This is a genomic window from Indolivaga capnocytophagoides DSM 22835 (assembly GCF_000426485.1).
Taxonomy (GTDB): Bacteria; Bacteroidota; Bacteroidia; order Bacteroidales; family Dysgonomonadaceae; genus Dysgonomonas_A; species Dysgonomonas_A capnocytophagoides.
In genome coordinates this window covers 17,397-39,472 of the sequence record NZ_AUFL01000016.1, presented here as the reverse complement: position 1 = coordinate 39,472, position 22,076 = coordinate 17,397, and the positions used below count along the sequence as shown (strand labels likewise).

The window sequence follows — 22,076 nt, the reverse complement described above, 5'->3', positions numbered from 1 at the left end:
ATGAATAGAGTCCCGTCCATACCGCCAAAAAGATTTAGAAAATCAAAGAAGAGTCCTGTTATTCAATAGAATACAGGACTTTTCTTGTTCAGACTCTGATGTGAGTTTTTTTGATTCCTTTTAGTAAATCATCTGTTACCTTAACTTTCCCGATATTGGACAGGGGTCATGCCTGTTCTCTTTTTAAAATAAGTTCCGAAAAATGACGGATTTGCGAAACTCATATCTTCAGATATTTGCAGAATGGTCATATTTGAACTTTTAAGCAACGCTTTGGCCGCCATAATTACCATATCGTCAATCCATTGCTGAATATCCACTCCACTTGTCTCTTTCACAACCCGTGATAAGTATTTAGGAGTGATAAACATTTTATCTGCATAGAAAGCAATACTTCTCTCCTTCATATGATATTCAAATAATAAGCTTACGAAGTTGTGCAAATGTTTTTCCTTCCGTGTAAGCGGCTTGTTTCCTGATTCGGTTTTCTTGTCCTGATACAATTGTAAAACTTCATATATTAATGTTTGGAGTAAGCTTCGTGCGATTTCTTCCCTATAAAGAATGTCTGTCTTTTTGTAGCGTTTTACGATGAATGCATGAAATTCCAAAAGGTCGGTTGTTGCTTCTTCACTAATCTTCAGACAAGGCTTCTGATCTATTTTTTTAGGCGTATCAACATCTGCAATCAATTTAATATCGGAAATAAAGTCAAATGAAAACAGCAAGAACTCAATGGTTAAGTCATCGCTTTGTTCCAATAACTCTAAAATATAATTCGGAAGGATAAGCATTATTGTACAGGGTTCGACCTTATATTCTCGTAAGTTGATCTTAATTCGTCCTGTTCCCTTCACACAGATGGCAAATGCTATTCCTTCCACGATATGCGGATACCTGAAATCGAAGGGATAGTCTTGAATATTTGCTGTGTCATCTGATATAACGAAATTCTTAATGCCTTGAGAGGTAGCCTGATCTTCAAAATCATTCACCGATATTTTAGCATAGTTTTCTTTAGACATAACTCAATCTGTTTATTTTAATTCTAAAAATAGAAATAAAATCCATAGAAAAAGCAAAAAGCGAAGTTATGAACATTTTTGTCGTAGTATTGATTCAGATAAAACCATATTATAGGGAGATATTTGCGACATAAACAGATAGTCGTAAAAATTATTTTTTTTGAATGAAAATTATGAGTAAAGTAAAATTGTTGTTGAATAAAATGGTGGTGATTGTCCTTATTTTAGGATTGGTATCCTGCTCTTTTAAGAAGGGTGAAGAACAGGATGTAAGAACTGTTCTTGTAAAAGTACAAACAATAAAGTATAGTGATGATATTTATCAGCAGGAGTATATAGGAACAGTAGAAGGAGAGAATGCCGTTGATGTCAGTTTTCAGATGAATGGAAATATTGAACAAGTATATGCACAGGAAGGGCAGGGTGTTCGAAAAGGGCAATTATTGGCCCGATTGAATACAAACTCAATAGAAAGTATGCATAATGCGGCAAAAGCAACTCTCAATCAGGCTCAGGATGCATATAACCGATTGTCAGTCCTTTATGAAAACAACAGCCTTCCCGAGATAAAATACATAGAAGCTAAGACACGCCTGGAGCAGGCACAGTCTAACGAACAGATTGCACGCAAAAACTTGCAGGATTGTAATCTGTATGCTCCGATATCTGGAGTAATCAGTCAACGTTACCAGGAAGCAGGTGCAAATGTAGCACCGGGTGCGCCGGTTTATAATCTGGTTACTATCAGTGTCGTAAAAATAAAAATAGCTATTCCCGAAAATGAAATATCTGCAATAAGACCAGGTGAAGCCTGCCGCATAAAAATATCGGCATTGGATGAAGCTGAATTCGAAGGTAAAATCATGGAAAAAGGAGTTTCGGCTAATCCAGTGTCACACACATATGATATAAAGGTGCAGGTAAATAATCCAAATTCGCGGATCATGCCAGGAATGGTATGTAAGGCTTATCTTATAAATCCATCAGGTATTTCTGATCGGAAGAATATCATAGTCCCCTTAAAAGCCATACAAGTTGATTTTTCGGGTAAGCACTTTGTTTGGTTAAAAGACGAACAAAACAAAGCTGTATACCGCGAAATATCGCAAGGTAAACTTATCGGAAACGGAGTTGTAATAGAAAAAGGACTGAAGGAAGGAGATAATCTTATCATAGACGGATATCAGAATATCAGCCCGGGAATAACAGTGAAAACAGCTAAATAAAAGAAGATATGAAATCAGAATCCGGGATTATCGGCTGGGCAATGAAATATAATAAGATTATATTGCTCATTGTCATTGTATTGAGTTTATTTGGCATTTATGCACTGAATGTGATGCCCAAACAGGAATTTCCTGTATTTACAATCCGTCAGGGAGTTGTGGTGGGGGTATATCCGGGAGCTACTTCGGCAGAAGTTGAAGAACAATTGGCTAAACCCCTCGAAAATTTTCTGTTTACATACAAGGAAGTCAAGAAGTCCAAGACATATTCTCATTCCAAAGATGGAATCGTTTATGTATACGTAGAATTGAATGACGATGTGAATAATAAAGATGAAGTATGGTCGAAAATAAAACATGGGTTGACAACTTTCAAAGCTAAATTACCCTCGGGAGTTTTGGCTCTCATTGCCAATGATGATTTTGGCGATACTTCGGCTTTGCTTATAACTCTCGAATCAGAGACAAAGACTTACCGGCAATTGGAAACTTATCTCGAAACACTCGAAGACCGATTGAGAACTATAGAGTCTGTATCGAACTTGCGCCGTTATGGTGAACAGAATGAGCAGATAAGCATATATATCGAGAAAGAAAAGCTGGCTGCGTATGGAATTAACATATTAAATCTGTATCAGACGCTGATCACTAAAGGATTCATTACTACTGCAGGGAAAATAGACAATCCCGAGATGGTTGTTCCTATCCATATCGAAAGGCCCTATCAGTCAGAGAAAGATCTGGAAGAACAAATTATTTACTCTGATGCTCAGGGAAATCATATTCGCTTAAAGAATATAGCTAAAGTAGTAAGGGAATATCCGAAGCCTACCAGCTACACAACTAACAATGGTAAGAAATGTTTGGTGTTATCTGCCGAAATGAGGGAGGGTTATAATGTTATCCAATATGGAAAAGATGTGGAAAAGGTTCTCCAACAATTTCAGAACGATATTCCCGATGATATTCATATTTACCGTGTGGCAGATCAACCGCAGGTTGTAGGGCACTCCATCACTACATTTCTGAAAGAGCTGTTAATTGCGATTGTTGCTGTAGTACTTGTAACTATGATATTGCTGCCGTTGAGGGTGGCCGGCGTAGCTGCATCTTCCATTCCTATATCGATATTTATTTCGCTGGGATTGATGTTCGCTTTTGGAATAGAACTAAATACGGTGACATTAGCTGCATTGATAGTAGTATTAGGGATGATAGTCGATAATTCGATTGTCGTTGTAGACAGCTATCTCGAAAAACTGGATCATGGTATTCCTCGTTGGCAGGCATCGATAGAAAGTGCCAAAGAGTATTCGAAGTCTATTATATCGGCGACATTAGCCATCAGCCTTACGTTTTTTCCTTTTCTGCTAATGCTCACCGGACAATTTCTCGACTTCGTGAAACTCTTTCCATGGACTATTCTTATAACGTTGGGAGTATCTCTGGCTGTGGCTGTTCTTTTTATACCGTTCCTGCAATACTTCTTTATCCGAAAAGGATTGCATCAACCTGATAAGCAGGATGAACATAAGCAAAAAGAAACCTTTTTGGATAAACTCCAAAACGGATACAACCGGCTGCTCGAAAAAGTATTTCAGTATCCTAAAGTTTCTCTCGGCATAGGCATAATTTCTATTATATCGGGTATCTATATATTTGCTAATATTCCTCAGAAGCTGATGCCTGTTGCCGAACGGAACCAATTTGCCGTGGAAATATATTTGCCTAATGGCAGTTCACTCGAGCAGACAGAAGCAGTTGCTCAGGATATGGAGAGTATACTGAGAAAAGAAGAAACGGTTGTTTCGATAACGTCTTTTATCGGGTCGGGGTCTCCTCGTTTTCAAACAGCTTACGCTCCCAAGATCGGGGGATCTAATTTTGCTCAATTTATTGTAAATACTGCATCGAATGAAGATACAGAATTGTTGCTGGACAAATATTCTACAGAATATGCATATCATTATCCAAATGCGTTTGTGAAATTTAAACAACTGGAATATGAATCTGTAGATGCTGATATTGATGTCCGCTTATCAGGCGATAATATAGCTGATCTTAAAAAAATGGCGGATACATTAATGGTCGAACTTAAAAAGTTGGACGAGCCTATCAGAATATATACCAATTATGAAGAGCCGCTGCCCGGCATAAAAATCACGGTAGATCCTGTCGAATCAAACAGATTGGGGGTAAATGAAGCGACTTTAGGGTTGGGGTTAGCTTCCCGTTTCGGAGGAATGCCGATAACAAATATCTGGGAAAATGATTATTCGCTACCTGTTGTGTTGAAATCGAAATGGGAAAATAAAGATCCTGTTGCCGAAGATATTTCGAATGAATATGTATCGGGATTGTTATCGCCCAGTGTGCCTTTACGTCAGATAGCCGATGTATCTGCAAACTGGACTGAGGGACAAATCAACCGGAGAAACGGTGTACGTACTCTTTCCGTTTTTATTGATCTGAAAAGAGGCGAGAGAGTCGGGCAAGTTCAGCCGAAAGTGGAAGAAATTGTAAATGCTGTTTCCGAAAAGTCCATGCCCAAGGGAGTTTCCATTTCTTATGGAGGAGTTAAAGAATCGGATGGTGAGACTATGCCAAAGATGGTAAAGGCACTTTCTATCTCGATAGTTATTATCTTTTTCATACTTGTATTTCATTTTAAAAAGATAAGTCTTGCCTCTCTGGTTCTGGCATCTACTTCGCTCAGTATATTTGGTGCAGCCATAGGACTAAAAGTAATGGGGGTAGATTTTAGTGTTACAGCCATATTGGGAGTTGTCAGCCTGATCGGGATTATTGTGCGTAACGGAATTATCATGTTCGACTATACAGAAGAATTACGGTATAAGCACGGAAAATCTGTGCTGGAAGCTTCTTTGGAAGCTGGTAAACGTCGAATGCGTCCTATATTCCTGACTTCTGCTGCGGCATCTATGGGGGTTATTCCGATGATTATAAGTAAAAGCCCTTTGTGGTGTCCGATGGGAACAGTTATAAGCTTCGGTACCATCTTTGCCATGATATTTATCCTGACATTATTGCCATTGGCTTACTGGCTGATATACAAACACGAAGATAAAAATTCTAAAAAACAAGAAACCGAATAATTATGGATAAAAGATATATTGCAATGATAATGTGTATGATGGTTATATCCGTATCTGCACAAGTGAAGTACAGTCTTGAAGACTGTAAACAGCTGACTGTTAAAAATAACAGAAAGATAAAGAATAGTTTGCTGGGCATCGAATCATCCAAAGAGATCAAAAAAAATGCATTTACAAATTATTTTCCCTCAGTAAGTGCTTCCGGATTCGGGTTCACGGCGAAGGATCCTTTGGTTGCTTTGAATATGGGAGGAACTCCCATTAGTTTCTTAAACAATGGGATGAGTGCTTCTATTACAGCCACTCAACCGATATTTGCAGGTGGTAAAATAGTGAATGGAAACAAACTTGCAGATTTAGGTACTCAGGTAAGCCAATATCAAGCTAAGCTATCTGAAAACGATATGTTGCTGAATACCGAAAACTTTTACTGGCAATTGGTCTCTTTGTATGAGAAAAGTAAAACGCTGGATGTCATAGACGCTCAGGTTGACCAACTCCTGAAGGATGTGGAATTGTCTTATCGTATGGGAATGATTACCAATAACGATGTGTTGAAAGTGAAATTAAAAAAGAACGAGGTGGCAAGTAATCGGATCAATTTGGATAACAATATTAAGCTGGTAAAAATGTCTTTGTGCCAGCTAATGGATCTGGATCTCACTTCGGCTGACTCATTAGAGATATTAACTCCTGATATTCAGGATGTGGACTCTCCGGTAAAGTATTACGTGGATCATAAGAGTGCACTGCCGAATAGGGCGGAAGCTAAACTTCTGGATAAGAACGTAGAGGCATCAAAGCTTCAGACTAAGATAAAAAGGGCTGATTATATGCCTACGGTAGCTGTAGGAGCAACATATTACAGAGAAAATCTGTTGGATAACTGGTCTTCAAACGGGGCTGTGTTTGTTTCTGTCAGCGTTCCGATTTCGGGATGGTGGGGAGGTTCCCATTCAATAAAACAACAAAAGATACAGGAACAGATAGCATACAACGATAAGATAGATACAGAAGAGCAATTGTTACTGCAAATGCAGAATATCAAAAATGAACTTGATAATGCCTATAAGCAGATACTGCTGGCTAAAGATGCCATCGGGCAATCTTCTGAAAATTTACGTTTGAACAATGAGTATTATAAGGCAGGAACAGTAACTCTTACAGATGTACTGGATGCTCAGACCTTATTGCAGCAAAGTAGAGACAGGTATGTTGAAACATACTCGGACTATAAGCAAAAGCAGTTTGAATATTTGCAGGTAACAGGAAGATAAACTCCTTGATTCTTAAATATTGAAGTTGAGCTGATATAACAGGTTCAACTTCAATATTTCTATAGATATTTTTTTGTGATATTCTTTTAACTAATTATCTTGATCTTTCATTTCTATATACCTTTTCAGATGTTTTCCGGTCAATGAAATGTTGCTCTTAATTATATCGACAGGCAAACCTTCAAATACAATTTCTCCTCCGTCTTTACCGGCACTAAGTCCCATGTCTATAATCCAATCGGCTTGAGAGATAATATCCATATTATGTTCCACAATAATAACCGTATTCTTGTCGTTTACCAACCTGTCAAAAAGTTTCATTAGTTTGGCAACATCCGAACCATGAAGTCCGGTTGTCGGTTCATCTAAGACATAGATATATTCTTTATTCCCTAATTCTGCTGCAAGTTTTAAGCGTTGACGCTCTCCTCCCGAAAATGTATTTAATGATTGCCCTAATGTCAGGTAGTCTAAACCAACTTCACAAAGCTTGCTTAATGGTTCGGTTATTTCCCGTTCATTGAAAAAAGCATTCGCCTCACTGATCGTCATAGCCATAACATCTGTAATGTTTTTTTCTTTTAATTTATATTTCAGTACTTCCGGTTTGAAGCCTGTTCCGCTGCAATGTTCGCATCGGATTTCTACATGATCTAAAAAGGCTAAATCGGTAGATATACTACCTAATCCTTTGCATTCGGGACAAGCTCCATCTGAGTTACTGCTGAATAATGATTGTTTTACTTTATTCTGTTTTGCAAACATAGTCCTTATAACATCTGATATTCCGGTATAAGTTGAGATATTTGATCTTTTGCTTCCTCTTAATGGACTTTGGTCTATCACAACAACTTCTTTATAATGGTTTGTCAGTGATTTGATAAGTGAACTTTTTCCCGAACCAGCCACTCCTGAGATGACTGTTAAAATTTCTTTGGGTATCTGAACGGATACATTTTTCAGATTATGAAGAAAACTGTTCCTTATAGGAAGGTAACCCGATGGTTTTCTGTATTCTGTTTTAATCCGGTTCTCCTGATTGAGATACTTCCCGGTTGGTGTACCTGTTCTTTTTAGTCCATCAAAATTTCCTTCATACACAATCCTTCCACCGTTTTTACCTGCACCTGTTCCCATATCTATAATATGATCGGCAATAGCGATAACATCACGATCATGTTCTATAATTAAGACTGTATTGTCTTTATCACGTAATTCTATTAATAATTTATTCAGTCGTTGTACATCATTCGGGTGTAGCCCAACACTTGGCTCATCGAAAATATAAGTAAGGTCGGTCAGGCTGCTGCCTAAATGCCGGACAAGCTTTATCCGTTGAGACTCCCCCCCCGATAATGAAGACGTTTCCCTACCTAAAGTCAGGTAACCTAGACCGATAGCTAATAGGTTTTCGAGATTTTCTATGATCGCTGACAATAATGGAGAGATAGAGTTGTTGTTTATTGTTTTTATAAATGTGAGTAGTTCGTCAATCTGCATATTGCAGCAGTCTGCAATATTCTTTCCAGCTATTCTGCATGATAGAATCTGAGGGTTTAAACGGTTGCCTTTGCATTCGGGACAAACACCTTGTTTTACGACTTCTTTATATCGGGATATGTTTTTGCCGGTAATTTCTTTCGATTCTTTTTTGAAAAAGCTGCGTTCAAAACGAGGAAGTACGCCTTCGTATATTCCTGTTTTTGGAAATCGGGAATCAGGTTGAAGTAATTTTAAGTCATTTGCATAGATCAGATTATACCATTCTTCTTCAGTGTAATCTTTTATCTTTTTGTCATTATCGAATAATCCGGAATAGACATAGCGCGTCCAACGCCATCCGCCTGCCTCAAATGTAGGGAATAGGATAGCTCCTTCGTTTAAGGATTTTTCTTTATCAATCAACTCATCCAAGTCAATAGCATTTGTTTTACCTAAACCTTCGCAGCACGAACACATTCCGAGAGGGTTATTAAAAGAAAAAACAGAAGAATGACCGACAAAGGGCTGTCCAATACGGGAAAACAATAATCGAAGCAATGAATATATATCGGTAATCGTTCCAACTGTGGATCGGACATTGCCTTCTATCTTCTTTTGATTCACGATAATGGCTACCGACAGATTTTCCAAGCTATCGACATCCGGCTTCCCATATTGTTGTAACCGATGACGGATAAAACTATCGTAAGTTTCATTTAACAATCTTTGCGATTCTGCTGCTATTGTATCAAAAACCAATGATGTTTTACCGGAACCTGATACTCCTGTGAATACAGTTATTTTCTTTTTGGGTATTCTGACTGAAATATTTTTGAGGTTGTTTTCTCTTGCTCCTTTTATTATTATTTGATTCTTATCCATTCTTCCTGATTATTTTTTTCAAAGTTAGATACTCTTAATTCCTTGATCAATAAGGGATAAAATTATCATAGGGTGATAAATTAATCTCCACTTGAGTCAGAATTGATTACCTTTGCCGTATAGGATAAAAAGGAGAATATTATGTATGTAAAGAAGAATCCGATGGACTATTCCGATTGTCCGGTGCGTATTGCGATCGATATTTTATCATCCAGTTGGAATGCCTGGCTGATATTAGAGATCAGCAAAGGAGTGGTAAGGCCGTGCGATTTACAACGAAGCATAAGTATTGCCCCTAAACGGGTATTGACAAAGCAGTTAGGAGAATTAGAGAATATGGGGATTCTGGAGAAAAAAGTATATCCTATATTGCCTTTGAAAGTCGAATACTCTTTGACTGAAGCAGGCAAAGGATTGATTCCGATCATTGATCAGATGTGGCAATGGGGAGATAAGTTCAAGGAGGATTATATAATAAGTAGTAGGGTCGATGAATCTCGGTAAATATAAATTCAGATGCTCCCCGGGTGATAACGAATATTTCTTTCTCCCACGCTTTGGTGCAGACTGATTGTTATCTCTATCAGTTGTTTCCGATGTAATAAATACAGGAAATAAACGACCAATTGTATCGCCGATCGTAGTTATTAGAACTCAATAGACAACCCAAATGAGTTGCCATGCCATTCAGGGAACCCGAAAAATTACACATCACTTTTTATGAGTCATTATATCAAGTACCATTTTGTCTGTTTCCTGCATTGCTTGAGATCCTATTCGGGTTAAATTATCAATGCATTTGTCTACATCATCTTCAATAATACCTTCTACAGATGTGACATACTTCTGTTCCATAGCCAGCATTGCTGAAAAAACCGCAGTAGATACACCGCTGGTCAACTTCATTGAACAACTTGGTTTTGCTCCGTCGCAGATCATTCCGGTTAGATTGGCTATCATGTTTTTAACGGCAAATGTAACCTGCTCATACTCGCCACCCATAAGTAAGACAATACCGCAACTCGAGCCTGTTGCCGCTATTACGCAGCCACAAAGAGCAGATAATCTGCCTAGCTTTTGTTTGATGTAAATGACTGTAAGATGGCTCATTATCAGAGCTCTGGCCAGATCTTCTTTTGTTTTATTGTTCTTTTCGGCGTATATGGTAACAGGCAGCGTTGCTGCAATTCCTTGATTTCCACTCCCTGAATTACTCATTACAGGGATTTTAGCCCCAGCCATACGGGCATCGCAGGCTGCAGAGGTGTAGGATAAGATGCTGGTGAATACATTGTCTCCCATAACCGAATACTGTGATTTACCATTTAAGGTACGCCCCAGTTCATGTCCGTATTTGTTTTTGAATGATTGCTCGGATGCAGCCTTATTAACTTTTGCTGATTCCAATATGAACTCCAATTCCTCAATTGGTGTATTTATTGCGAATTCATAGATGAGTTTCATGTTTAACTCCAGATCATCTTTGTCGCAAGATTTTTCAGTCTGCAGTTTCGAATCAAACAGGATAGTATCGTTTTTCTTCAAATAAATAAAATTGGTATGATTACCGGATATAACAGCCGTTGCAAGATCATCCTTATAAGAGCAGGTAACTTCAATGTACAACATCTCAGTTATTCCGTCCTTTAGTTTAATTTCGATCCTGTTTTCGGTTATCATCTGTTTGCCTTCTTCCACAGCTTCGGGAGAAGAATCTTTAAGAACTTCCAGCTGATATTCAGAATTACCGATCAGAGCTCCTAAAGCTACTGCAATAGGCAATCCGATCATTCCGTCTGTACCGGGAATTCCCACCCCCATAGCATTTTTCAGAACATTAGCACTGAGGTATACTTTTATCTTATCTGGTTTCTGTCCTAATATTTCCTTTGCTTTCGCAACGCATAGCGAAACTGCGATGGGTTCGGTACAGCCGATAGCAGGAATCACTTCCTTCTTGATCAAGGCTGCAAATCTATCCCGTAAATTCTTTTCCATACAATGAATTATTTCAGAAAGAGAAGTTTGAGTATCAATGTTCAAACTTCTCTCCTTTATCTAGAAAACAAACGTTTACTTTTTATAATTATTTAATCCTCCCTGTAGAAAATTTACATACGCTTCTATATCTTCGTCGTATGCATACGACTTGTTGAGAGGCATACCGTCATTATCTATCAGTACGTAGAATGGTTGGGCATTAGCTCCGAATTTGGAACGTTGAAGGTAACTCCATTTATCACCGATTGTTTTCAAAGTTTTTTCTTTTCCGTTCTCGGTTATAACAATCGGTTCAGCCAGCGGGCGTTTATCGTCTACATACAGTGTGATAAGTACATATTCATTTTCAATAATGCTGCCTACCCGTGTATCTGTCCAAACTGCTAATTCCATTTTCCTGCAATTTACGCATCCATATCCGGTGAAATCGATCATAACAGGCTTCCCGTTTTTTCGGGCATAATCCATTCCTGCATCATAATCATCAAATTTAGCATGTATTTCCTTGGTATACAAATTAAAATCCTGAGTATTCAACGGAGGAGCAAATGCACTTATTGATTTTAGCGGGGCACCCCACAACCCGGGTATCATGTATACAGCAAAAGCTAATGAGATCAATCCGATAAAGAATCGGGGGATGCTTACTGTTTTGCTGTCGTCGTCATGCGGAAACTTCAACTTTCCGAGCATATAGACACCTAATAATCCAAATATGACAATCCATAAAGCAAGAAATGTTTCTCTATCCAGAATTCCCCACCCATAGGCAAGGTCTGCCACTGAAAAGAACTTCAAGGCAAAAGCCAATTCTATAAATCCCAAGAATACTTTAACAACATTCATCCACCCGCCAGATTTGGGTGCCGATTTAAGTATAGATGGGAATAAGGCAAAGAATGTAAACGGTAATGCTAAAGCGAAAGCAAAACCAAGCATCCCGATAGCAGGGGCTATAATATTGCCGGACGTAGAAACCTCTACCAACAAAAATCCGATAATGGGACCTGTACAAGAGAATGAGACCAGAGAAAGTGTAAATGCCATGAGGAAGATTCCCAACAGACCTCCCGTTTTTTCGGCTTTACTGTCTACGGCTGTACTCCATGACGAGGGTAAAGTGATTTCGAACGCACCGAAAAATGATGCAGCGAAAACGACCAGCATGATAAAGAACAGTATATTGAATACGGCATTGGTTGATAACGCATTTAATGCACTGGCTCCAAAAAGAAGCGTAACTGCCAGACCTAATGCCACATAAATAACTATGATGGACAGCCCGTAAATAATAGCTTGCCTGATGCCTTTCTTCCGATTTTCGCTGCGTTTCAGAAAATAGCTGACTGTCATGGGTATTATCGGCCATACGCATGGAGTGAACAGGGCAAGGCAGCCTCCTAAAAATCCGGTTATGAAGATGTATACCCAAGATGAATCATTTGAAGCCGAAGTTTCCCCGAAATTGTTTAATTCCGATATAACAGGCTTCCATAGATCATTTTTAACGGAGGTATTAACAGCAAGATTACTTGTAGGTAAAGAATCGGTCGCATTGACTGTAGACCCATTCCCTTTTGTATAATTAAATTCAACTTCGGTTGGAGGCAGACAGCTTTCGTCATTACATGCGGCATACTCCAATGCTCCCTTGAGTACAAAATCGGGAGACGTAATTTTTACTTTCTGAATGAAAACTACGCTTTTCTCGAAGTAGCGTAGATTCATATCAAAGATTTTGTCGAAAGTCTTTATCTCTTGTCCTTTGAATGTCAGTTTACCGTCTAGTTCGGCTCCTGATATTTTTTCTAGGGATATGGTTGTAGATACCGGACCTCCGGATGGCATTTCTGTAGAATATATGTGCCACCCATTATCTATAAGTCCGTTAAATGTTATTTCAGCTTCGGTTTCCGATAATATATTCAGTTTGCTGTTAAAGCGTACAGGCTCTTGAATTTGAGCCTGTACCTGAATTGATATAATTAAAACCAATAATGAAAAAAGAAACTTCTTCATCAGTCTATATTATTTTAGCTTTATTTAAATAGTTCCGCTAATTTGTTTTCGAGTTCTTCTCCTCTGATTTTTTCAGCGATGATCTTACCTTTTTCATCAACAAGAAACATTGCAGGAATTGTTTTTACCTTAAAGGCATCACTGGCTCCTTTAGTATCTAGGAAGTTAGGCCATGTAAGTTTTTCTTCATCCAAAGCTTTTTTCCAATCTGCTTCTTTTTTATCAATAGAAATACTTACGATCTCAAATCCTTTAGAGGAGTATTCTTTGTATAATTTTTTTAGATTCGGGATTTCCTTGCGGCAAGGAGCGCACCACGAAGCCCAGAAATCGATCAGATAATATTTTTTGCCTTGAGTTACGGCTGCTAGTGTAGTTTCGCTTTTATCAGCATTTTCCAGAGCAAACGGAGGAACATCTTTTCCGACAAAACCTTCAGGGAATAATTCTTCTTTTACAATCTTACCATAATAGCTGTCCTTTGCTTCTTGTGAAAAAGACTCATACCAGCTGTTCTGATCAGGGGTAAAGTAGCTCATTACATCCAGCATCAATAGAGGTCCCCACCAAGAATCTTTGTTGTCCATTACGATCTTTTTCATGGTAACTTCTACTGTATTGAAGAAATTCTTTTCGTCAGCTGCCAGTTTTTTTGCTGCATCGGTATTATTTAACGAATCCATAAGGGCTTTGTCGTTATTCATTCTGGCAGCACTAATTGCGTCAGAGATCGCTTTGTTATTCTCGTGATAAGCATTGTACAAGGAATCTAGCATGTTGCGAGGAGCTATTTTCGCTAGATACAGATCGTTGGATGGACTTCCTTCTACTTTCAAATCTTCGAAAGTATAAGATATATTGCCGTTTGTATCACGTTTTTCGGCTTTTGCTGTAATTCTTATACTGCCGTTTTCAACCATTACTTTTATGAGTCCATAAGAGTTTTTTATATGGAGATAAAAGAGACGAGGTTCTTCGGTCGCTCCGGTGAAGGTGAATTTTCCTGCCGTAACTACTGATTCGCTTATGGGCTTTTCGTCCTTATGAGTTGCTCCGGGAATTAATTCTACCTGTGCTCCATCTTCCAGTCCGGCAATAGAACCTTCAATCGTATAAGAGGTTGCTGGTTTTGAGCTGCATGAAGTTATAAGCAAGCATATAACTATAATACTTATAAAACTTTTCATTGATTTCATAATTTGATATTTTTTAGAGTCCTTATTTAGCTACATTCTGGGTTATTGTTCCGTTTCCGGGATTTTTAACCGCTCCATTAGGGAAAGGCATAGTCCACAGATGTGAAGTAGGAGATAGTGTAAGTGTTTTACCATCCACTACCTTAGTCAGAGTGCGTGCATATTTAGCGTCCAGATTATACCTGCGAGCATCTATGAACGGAACAATGGTTAATATCATCTCGTTGTCTTTTGTCAATCGGATGTATTCTATTGCTTTTTCTTCGGTTGATGCTGTCAGTACGGTGTATTTGTTGGCAAGAATTCGTGTTTTACGTACTTTGTTTAATATATTCATTGCTTCATCTATGCTTCCGGTACGAGCAAGACATTCTGCTTTGATCAGGTAAACTTCTACAGTTGTCATTCCTCCGTTATTGAAGAAGCCTTGAGTAGTACTTACACAATATGTTTCGCTTCCGATTGTTCTCTTCTTCCATCTCATTGCTGCACGTGCATCTCCGTTTTCAAATTGAGCCTGACGTTCTACTGATATTGGATTTTCGGTAGATGAATAAGATGTTGCACCATGTCTGAAATTATAATTTTCCACATAATAATAATTTGTCGGAGAAGGCATTGTCGTATATAAATCTGGATTTTCTATTCTCTCTTTATATTGAGCATAATACGATACCCAATCATACAATTCTCCATTTTCTTTTAAAGCCAAATCTGCATATTTCAAAGCTTCTGTATAATTACTCATTTGCAAATATACTCTTGCCAGAAATGCGTAAGCAGCTCCGATATTAGGATGCAGAGGTGTAGGCGAAGTTGATTTAAGAAAGGGTAGGGCTTCGTTTACATCATTCAGTATGAAATCGTATGTTTCTTTTACATTTCCTTGTTTGTAAGCAGCATTGATATCCGCATTGGTGATAAGGGGTACTCCCCCTTTAGATGCGGCAGTGCTCTCCTGATATGTATCGGCATAAAAATTCACTACATTGAAATAGTTCATCGCTCTTAACACCTTTGCATAAGCTATTAGTTGATTTTTCTCGGTGTCGGTACCTTCTGTTGCCGTTGGAGCATGTTCTATAATCAGATTGCAGGACGAAATGGACTGGTAAGTTGTGTAGTAGGCACTTTCGTCCGAATTATTCAGGTATATTCTGTCTGCCGATTCGTCCCACATATAATTCGCTTTGGTCAGCTCATAATAATTGAGATTGGCATTGGTTTGGTATCTGTCATTTAGCAGGTTTATGGCATTGGCTACGTCTACTCTTTGATTTGAATACTCGTCTCTGATAAATGCTTCGAAGTCGGCTAAAGTTGTAGGGATTTTTTTCCCTTTCGGTAAAATATCCAGATAATCACTGCATGACGTAAGGAATAAAACGGCACTAAATACAGCTAATATTCTTGTTTTTAATATATATGTTTTCATATCTTTCTTATTATTTGATTAAAAATTCAGATACAGACCTAATACATAATTCGGACTGTTATATCCACCTAAAAGATATTTAGCCTCGGTGCTTTCCGCTATTGTCATCAGGTTTTCGATATTAAACTGAACGCGGGCATTACGAAGGAAGGCTTTAGTGCATATCTCGGAAGGAATGGAATAAGACAGAGCTATATTGCTTAACCGAACGTTAGATGCGCTGATTACATTTATATCTGCATTTGCGTATATAGTATATAAACTGCTGCTGTAATTGGGACTTTCTGCAAAAAGAATCCGAGGAATATCTGTGTGTGCTTCATCGCCGGGATTTCGCCACCGATTTGTTATTTTTTTGTTAGTAGCCGCTGCGCTTGTTATGTAAGCACCTGCAGCGCTAGACCAATCTGCACTAAGCGTAGGCAAGAATGTATTACGCATCTTATGGCCTGCTTCGTATATCAGCATGAATGAAAGGTCGAAGTTTTTGTATCTGAAATTACTACTGAACGAGCCGCTATGTACGGGAACCGTAGTACCGGCATAGTGAATAGCTTCAAGATCTGAAGGAATAGAAGATACTGCTTCTCCTTCTTCATTATACACCTGAGGGAGACCATCTGAGCTTAAACCTGCCCATTTATATGCATAAATTGCCTGATAGGGATTGCCTATGCGAGGATATTCCTTTGGATAATCCAGCTGCAGATAATAGACCGGAGCTTCTACATTTACATAGGTTACTTTATTTTTGTTGTACCCGTACACGAAAGTCGAACTGAAACCAAAATCTTTTGTTCTGATAATTTCACCTGATAAGGTTATTTCGACTCCCCGATTGTTCATCTCCCCATTATTTATTTTATAGGTAGAATAACCATAGCCCTCGGTAGGATTCCCTGTGACATTTGCCAGCAAGTCTTTTCCCGATTTATTATAATATTCAATAGTACCGTTCAGGCGATTACCGAATAAAGCAAAATCTGTTGCAATATTAGTTGTTGTTGTTTTCTCCCAAGATAATGAAGGATTAGGGCGAGTCGAAATTGTACCTTGAGTACCACCAACTGTTGTATTAGGCGTATAATAGGCAACCATATAGGGTGCTGCGTCTTTTGCAATATTACCAGCTATACCATAAGATATACGCAGTTTTAGACGATCGACCCATGGTAATGTCATAAATGACTCTTTTTCCAGATTCCAGGCTAATCCGGTTGACCATATGGGCTTATTCTGATACTTTGAGGCTGTTCCCCATAAGTTCGAACGATCCCAACGCAAACTACCCGTAAGCATATATTTTTCATCATATGTATAACCTGCATTACCATAAAATGATACAAATCGGTTTGTTACTTCCGAACTTGATGCCACATCTGATGTTGTAAGGCGTCCTCCCCAAATTGGAGTAAAATAGGCACCAGCCATTTTTGCAGCATCAATTAAAGTGTAAGTAAGGATATCAGGATCGTAATTGTAGAGAGTATTATTTGAGAACTCTGTTTTGTTTTCTCGTATTTCATTTCCAACTAATGCTGTAAGGACATGTTTTTCGTTGAATGTCTTATTTATATCAATTTGCTGTCTTGATGTATACGCTTTAGAATAGTAATTTACTGTATTGTATATATTACCGTATGGAATGTTAAATTCGGTTCCATTATCTCCTTCGGTGGCGAAACTATTTACTTTGTCCCGGACACTGTAAGAATCTTTAGCCGAAAGTTTAGAATATCTGTCTGAGCCATATTCGTATTGAAACATCGAACTGACATTCAACCAGTCTGTCAGTTTTATATTAAGACGGGCATATGTGCGGTTCTGAAAACTTTTGGTTTTTCCCAGATTTCGTCCGATTTCGTCCAGAGGTGTAATGTCCATGTTATACAGTCCATGATTTTCAATCTCCTGGATCTTGTAACGGGTCATACGAGATGAAGCCAATGAGGTGTAATTTGTTCCATCCGCATTTTTCAATACGTCATATGGCAGATATTTATATCCGGGAGAAGATGCCTTGTATGTTTGCATATTCTGATCCTGATAATAATTGTATGTGCCCAAATCTAATTTCAGCCATTTGGTGATGTCAAGACTGTTAGATATGTTTATACCTACCGATTGATCATCTGTATATAAATCTTCCTGCTTATTATTACGATATGTAACAGATGCCCTGAATATATTAGTGTCAGATGTCTTACCTATCGACAAGTTGTATTGCTGATAGAAAGGGTTGCGTTTGGTATACTTTTTCAGATCGTCATAATAACTATATCCTTGTTGAGAAAGAGTATTCAGACGGCTCTGGAGCTCTGATTCTGAGATATTTCCTGCATAGTAGTTCAGAATCGAAGATATGCCCTGTGTAGGATAGATGTTATCTTTTAGCATTTGTTGCGCATACTGTGCCGCGTTTGCCCCTTGCAACGAAGAGTTGCTGGCTGCCCATTCTTTTTCGATGTCAATGATGTCTGCTGAATTAGTCAAACCCTTTTTATAGTAAGAATAAGGAGAGACTGTGAATGTGCTGGAAAACGATACTTGGGTTTTTCCTCTTGAAGCTTTCTTTGTAACGATCACTACAACACCGTTTGCTGCGCGAGCTCCGTAAATAGAAGTGGCGGCAGCGTCTTTAAGCACTGTTATGCTTTCGATGTCTTCCATATTTAAATCAGGCAGACCTTCTAAAGACTTTCCTGTTGAACCATCGAAACGGACATTTTCAATCGGAAATCCATCTACAACATATAGAGGACTGGTCGCTCCGTGCATGGAGGTGGTTCCTCTTAATAAGCCGTTAGTAAATCCGGCAACCTGTCCATCCAATAAGGTGCTGAGGTTGCTCAATCTTTGTTTACTTAATGTTTCGGATGTAACTTTGGCGAATGATCCGGTTGCTCTTTCTCTCGAGATAGTCTGGTAACCTGTAACCACTACTTCTCCCAGATTTGAACTGGTGTCATTCATTTTGATATTAAAAACTCTCTTTTTTCCGATCACGAGACTTTGTGATTGATAGCCGATGAAAGAGAAAACAATAGAATCGGATTCGGATTGGGCTACAACTGAATATTTACCATTGTTGTCGGTAGCTGTGCCTCCTAATACCTTACTGCCACTTTTCAAAGAAATAAATACACCCGGCATTAAATTACCGTCGGTATCCGTTACATTTCCCTGAATACTTATACCTCCCGTTCCTACATTCTGAGCCGCCACCGTGTGCAGGCTTCCTGCCAGAAATAAGAGAACAATTCTCAAATAGTTTAACATCCTTTTCATACTTATTGAATTTTCTAACATTTACCTTGAAAGCAAAATAATATTAAAAAAACCAATATTGCATTAAATAGATAGTTTAAAAAACGGCAATTGCTGTTTTTGAAGTAAAAAAGTCGAAAATTTGTTAAAACTGCATCTTTTTTAAGAGGTTGCGAAGATTTGATTAAAAAGCTAAAACTTTATTTCGATTTCATCTTTTCGAGAAGAACAACCTTCTCCCTATATTGAGACGGAGTCATGCCCACAGATGATTGAAAGGCTTTGTAAAAAGTTGTGATAGAATTAAAACCCAGATCAGAAGCCAATGCTTTGAGAGGAACGTCCGATTCGGGATCTGAAAGGGTACGTACCGCATCTTCGATTCTGAATGAATTGATGAAATGATTGAAGGTTACATTTGCATATGTATTTATAACCTGAGATAAATAAGTTCTGTTCGTATTTAGCGACAAGGCTAATTTTTCTTTAGTAATATCCTTTTGTCTGTATATATGCTCTTTCCGCATCAGATTGTCTAATTTGTTATATAGACTCAAACTCTTTTCATCTGTTAAAGATGACCCTGTATATTTATCCGGAGCAGGATTATTTGACTCTGTTTCTGATAATTCTGCGAGCTGTGCTTGCAGGTACTTTTCTTTCTTTATGGCTTCCTGATTGCGTTTTACAATTTGAAGATACAATTTGTTTTTCCTGTAATATGACAGATATGTACCTCCTAGCAATAAGATAATAAGAACCAAGGCGAATAATAAAGCCTGAATATTTTTCTCTTTTTGTAAGATAATCAGGTTACTTTGCTGTACTTCATTCTCATGTTTCTCCATGTCGTACTTTACACGTAATTCGCTTATAGACCTTTCTTTATCAGCATTAAATACGCTATCCGACAAATGATGATATATTTTATAATACATTATAGCACTCTCATAATTCTCTTCGAGTTGATACGTATCCGCGATCTTTTCATAGAGAGTCAAAGTATGTATGGTATTTTTGTTTTTTTGCGAAATGTCGAGCCCCTTATATAAAAATGCCAGAGCATCAGGATATTTTCGGTCTACAATCATTAATTTAGCTAATCCCAGATAAGAATCAACAATCGAGGATATTTGAGAATGTTCTTCGAACGACAATGCTTTATCAAACATTTCATGGGCTGAAGATTTGTCTCCTTTTTCCAGAAGAATATTTCCGTACAAGTTGTACACATTGGCTCTGTCATAGAAATTATTCTTATCCATTATGAACTCCGCTTCTTTTATATACTTCAAAGCCTCTTCATAATCTTTTTGTAAATAATACATGTAAGCCGAGTTAGTCGAACCACAAAAGATAAGGTAGGGATCCCGTTTTTTATGTCCCAGTTCATAGCATTCCAATGCATATTTCAGCCCTTTAGGGTCTTTCTTGAGATAATATATGCCCGATATATTACACAGCAAAATCGAATACAACCTCTCGTTGGAACTTCTTTGCGCAGCTTGTATTCCTTTGAAAAAATAATTTATAGACCGGTAGTAATCCATTTCTATATTTGCAGCATATAGTCCTAACCCGTTATAAGCCGAAGCCAATGCTGAATCATTAGATAAGCTGATAGCCAATTTAAGAGATTTATCCATATAATATCTCGATTCTTCCTGAACACCATTCATCATCAAAGCCTGCCCGAGATATATACTGGCATACATTTGATATACTTCATTCTTATTAATGGTAGAGATGCTGTCCAGTTTTCTGGCATAAAATATGGTCTGGTTATAATCGCCTCTGTTTACAAGTAGTGACGATAGTTCTTTCAGTTCTTCATAATTATGTTTATCCTTATTCAGCTTTAATTTCAACTCTCTGATGGTGCGGTCGGGATTAGACGCATATTTCTGATCTTGAGAAGATAGCCCAAGTACAATCAGATGCATGGCGATAAACGCAAGAAAACGATATGGAGTTGTCAATTTCATCTTTTAAGATCTCAGACCTATTTACTGCTTTGGTTAATATAAAAGCCAAAGCCTGTTATGAACTTATAATACTTTCTGTTGCTTGATACAAGTTAAAGTTATTTTAAAGATAAATATCTTTCGAGTCACAAAATTAACCTATTATTTTCAACTGGTCAGGATTTTCTGCGTTTTAGAATGAATTTAAGTGAAATGATTAATATTTTAGCTTATTTAATAAGACATGAAGATTTTAAGTCGCCAGAGCAGAGCTTAACTTGTTTAGACTATGCCGAGTCATGCAAAATGACTAATGAAATTGAACTAAAATACCGATAATTCGTTTTTAGAAATAGAATATAAAAGCACTGATTTTTGAATGAGAAATAAAATAGCTGATCGAATTATTGATTTTAATAAGAATCTCCATTATTCGGGGCAATTACCTGACGACTTCAGGGTTCTAAATCCTTATTTAGATAATCCCGAAACCATGAAGGTAATGGGTGAGTTTTATCGTAAATACTACAATGATACTAATCGCCGACAATTTATTATAGGAATTAATCCCAGTCGGCACGGAGCAGGTGTGACGGGTGTTCCGTTTACAGACACTAAACGCTTGGAAAGTGAATGCGGAATCGTCATGAAATCGGCGCATACACATGAAGTCTCATCTGTTTTTATGTATGAAATGATAAATGCATATGGAGGGGCTGCTTTGTTCTACAATCAATTTTACATTAACTCTCCCTTTCCTTTGGCTATTATCCGCCGCACAAAAGGTGGAAATTGGGTGAATGCAAACTATTATGATGATAAAGACCTATTTATTATGGTAAAAGGGTTTATGATAGAATCTCTAAAAAAACATATTGAACTGGGATTAGATACATCGAAAGTATTTATTCTGGGTAAAAAGAATGCAGATTTTATACAAAAACTGAATAAAGAAGAACACTTATTCGATGAATTTACGGTATTGGAGCATCCCAGATATATTCAGCAATACAAGATGAAAGAGAAGCAGCTGTATATAGATAAATATATTTTGGCTCTTAATGGAATCTCAGGGTAATCAATATGTAATTGTGCTAAATGATAAAAAAAATAAAAAAAAATACCATAAAAAATGATCATTTAACTTCATTTTTTACAGAATATCTTCTTTAATATCTTCTAGATA

13 protein-coding genes are annotated in these 22,076 nt (G+C 37.7%); 5 read left to right on the top strand and 8 right to left on the bottom strand.

Translation table 11 applies throughout. The features are described from left to right. Positions 1 to 140: 140 nt before the first annotated feature. Positions 141 to 1,025, bottom strand: a complete 885-nt coding sequence (locus K322_RS0109705; RefSeq protein ID WP_026626714.1) for an AraC family transcriptional regulator — start codon at positions 1,023 to 1,025, stop codon at positions 141 to 143. Positions 1,026 to 1,198: 173 nt separating this feature from the next. On the opposite strand from K322_RS0109705, the gene K322_RS0109700 reads away from it, so the two are divergent. The 3 genes from K322_RS0109700 to K322_RS0109690 are packed head-to-tail and all read left to right on the top strand — an operon-like array spanning position 1,199 to position 6,644. Continuing rightward, positions 1,199 to 2,251, top strand: coding sequence for an efflux RND transporter periplasmic adaptor subunit (locus K322_RS0109700; protein WP_026626713.1), 1,053 nt, complete (start codon positions 1,199 to 1,201; stop codon positions 2,249 to 2,251). Between the two features lie 8 nt (positions 2,252 to 2,259). Continuing rightward, a complete protein-coding gene (locus K322_RS0109695) occupies positions 2,260 to 5,367 on the top strand; it encodes an efflux RND transporter permease subunit (RefSeq protein ID WP_026626712.1) in 3,108 nt (1,035 codons plus the stop codon). Positions 5,368 to 5,369: 2 nt separating this feature from the next. Next, the gene (locus K322_RS0109690) at positions 5,370 to 6,644 is read left to right on the top strand and encodes a TolC family protein (protein WP_026626711.1); all 1,275 of its coding nucleotides are present in this window, start codon (positions 5,370 to 5,372) and stop codon (positions 6,642 to 6,644) included. 90 nt (positions 6,645 to 6,734) lie between these two features. On the opposite strand, the gene K322_RS0109685 is transcribed toward K322_RS0109690, so the two are convergent. Further along, positions 6,735 to 9,008, bottom strand: a complete 2,274-nt coding sequence (locus K322_RS0109685; protein WP_026626710.1) for an ATP-binding cassette domain-containing protein — start codon at positions 9,006 to 9,008, stop codon at positions 6,735 to 6,737. Between the two features lie 141 nt (positions 9,009 to 9,149). On the opposite strand from K322_RS0109685, the gene K322_RS0109680 reads away from it, so the two are divergent. Continuing rightward, positions 9,150 to 9,512 carry a winged helix-turn-helix transcriptional regulator gene (locus K322_RS0109680; protein ID WP_026626709.1) on the top strand — a complete coding sequence of 121 codons (363 nt, stop codon included), beginning with the start codon at positions 9,150 to 9,152 and terminating at the stop codon, positions 9,510 to 9,512. A 207-nt stretch (positions 9,513 to 9,719) separates the two neighbouring features. Here K322_RS0109680 and K322_RS0109675 read toward each other — a convergent pair whose 3' ends face one another. The 6 genes from K322_RS0109675 to K322_RS0109650 form a co-directional block, all read right to left on the bottom strand. After that, positions 9,720 to 11,006, bottom strand: a complete 1,287-nt coding sequence (locus K322_RS0109675) for an L-cysteine desulfidase family protein (RefSeq protein WP_026626708.1) — start codon at positions 11,004 to 11,006, stop codon at positions 9,720 to 9,722. Between the two features lie 75 nt (positions 11,007 to 11,081). Continuing rightward, entirely contained in the window at positions 11,082 to 13,028 is a 1,947-nt protein-coding gene (locus K322_RS0109670; RefSeq protein WP_026626707.1) for a protein-disulfide reductase DsbD family protein, read from the bottom strand. A gap of 20 nt (positions 13,029 to 13,048) precedes the next feature. After that, positions 13,049 to 14,224 (bottom strand): TlpA disulfide reductase family protein, encoded by a 1,176-nt coding sequence (locus K322_RS0109665; protein ID WP_026626706.1) that lies wholly within the window; start codon positions 14,222 to 14,224, stop codon positions 13,049 to 13,051. Positions 14,225 to 14,246: 22 nt separating this feature from the next. Next, a complete protein-coding gene (locus K322_RS0109660; RefSeq protein ID WP_026626705.1) occupies positions 14,247 to 15,659 on the bottom strand; it encodes a RagB/SusD family nutrient uptake outer membrane protein in 1,413 nt (470 codons plus the stop codon). A gap of 18 nt (positions 15,660 to 15,677) precedes the next feature. Beyond that, positions 15,678 to 18,947 (bottom strand): SusC/RagA family TonB-linked outer membrane protein, encoded by a 3,270-nt coding sequence (locus K322_RS0109655; RefSeq protein WP_260203779.1) that lies wholly within the window; start codon positions 18,945 to 18,947, stop codon positions 15,678 to 15,680. Positions 18,948 to 19,126: 179 nt separating this feature from the next. Further along, positions 19,127 to 20,911, bottom strand: a complete 1,785-nt coding sequence (locus K322_RS0109650; protein WP_026626703.1) for an AraC family transcriptional regulator — start codon at positions 20,909 to 20,911, stop codon at positions 19,127 to 19,129. Between the two features lie 358 nt (positions 20,912 to 21,269). Between K322_RS0109650 and K322_RS0109645 the strand changes: the two genes are divergently transcribed. Further along, on the top strand, positions 21,270 to 21,968 hold the full coding sequence (locus K322_RS0109645) for an SMUG2 DNA glycosylase family protein (protein WP_026626702.1): 699 nt from the start codon (positions 21,270 to 21,272) through the stop codon (positions 21,966 to 21,968). Positions 21,969 to 22,076 lie beyond the last annotated feature (108 nt).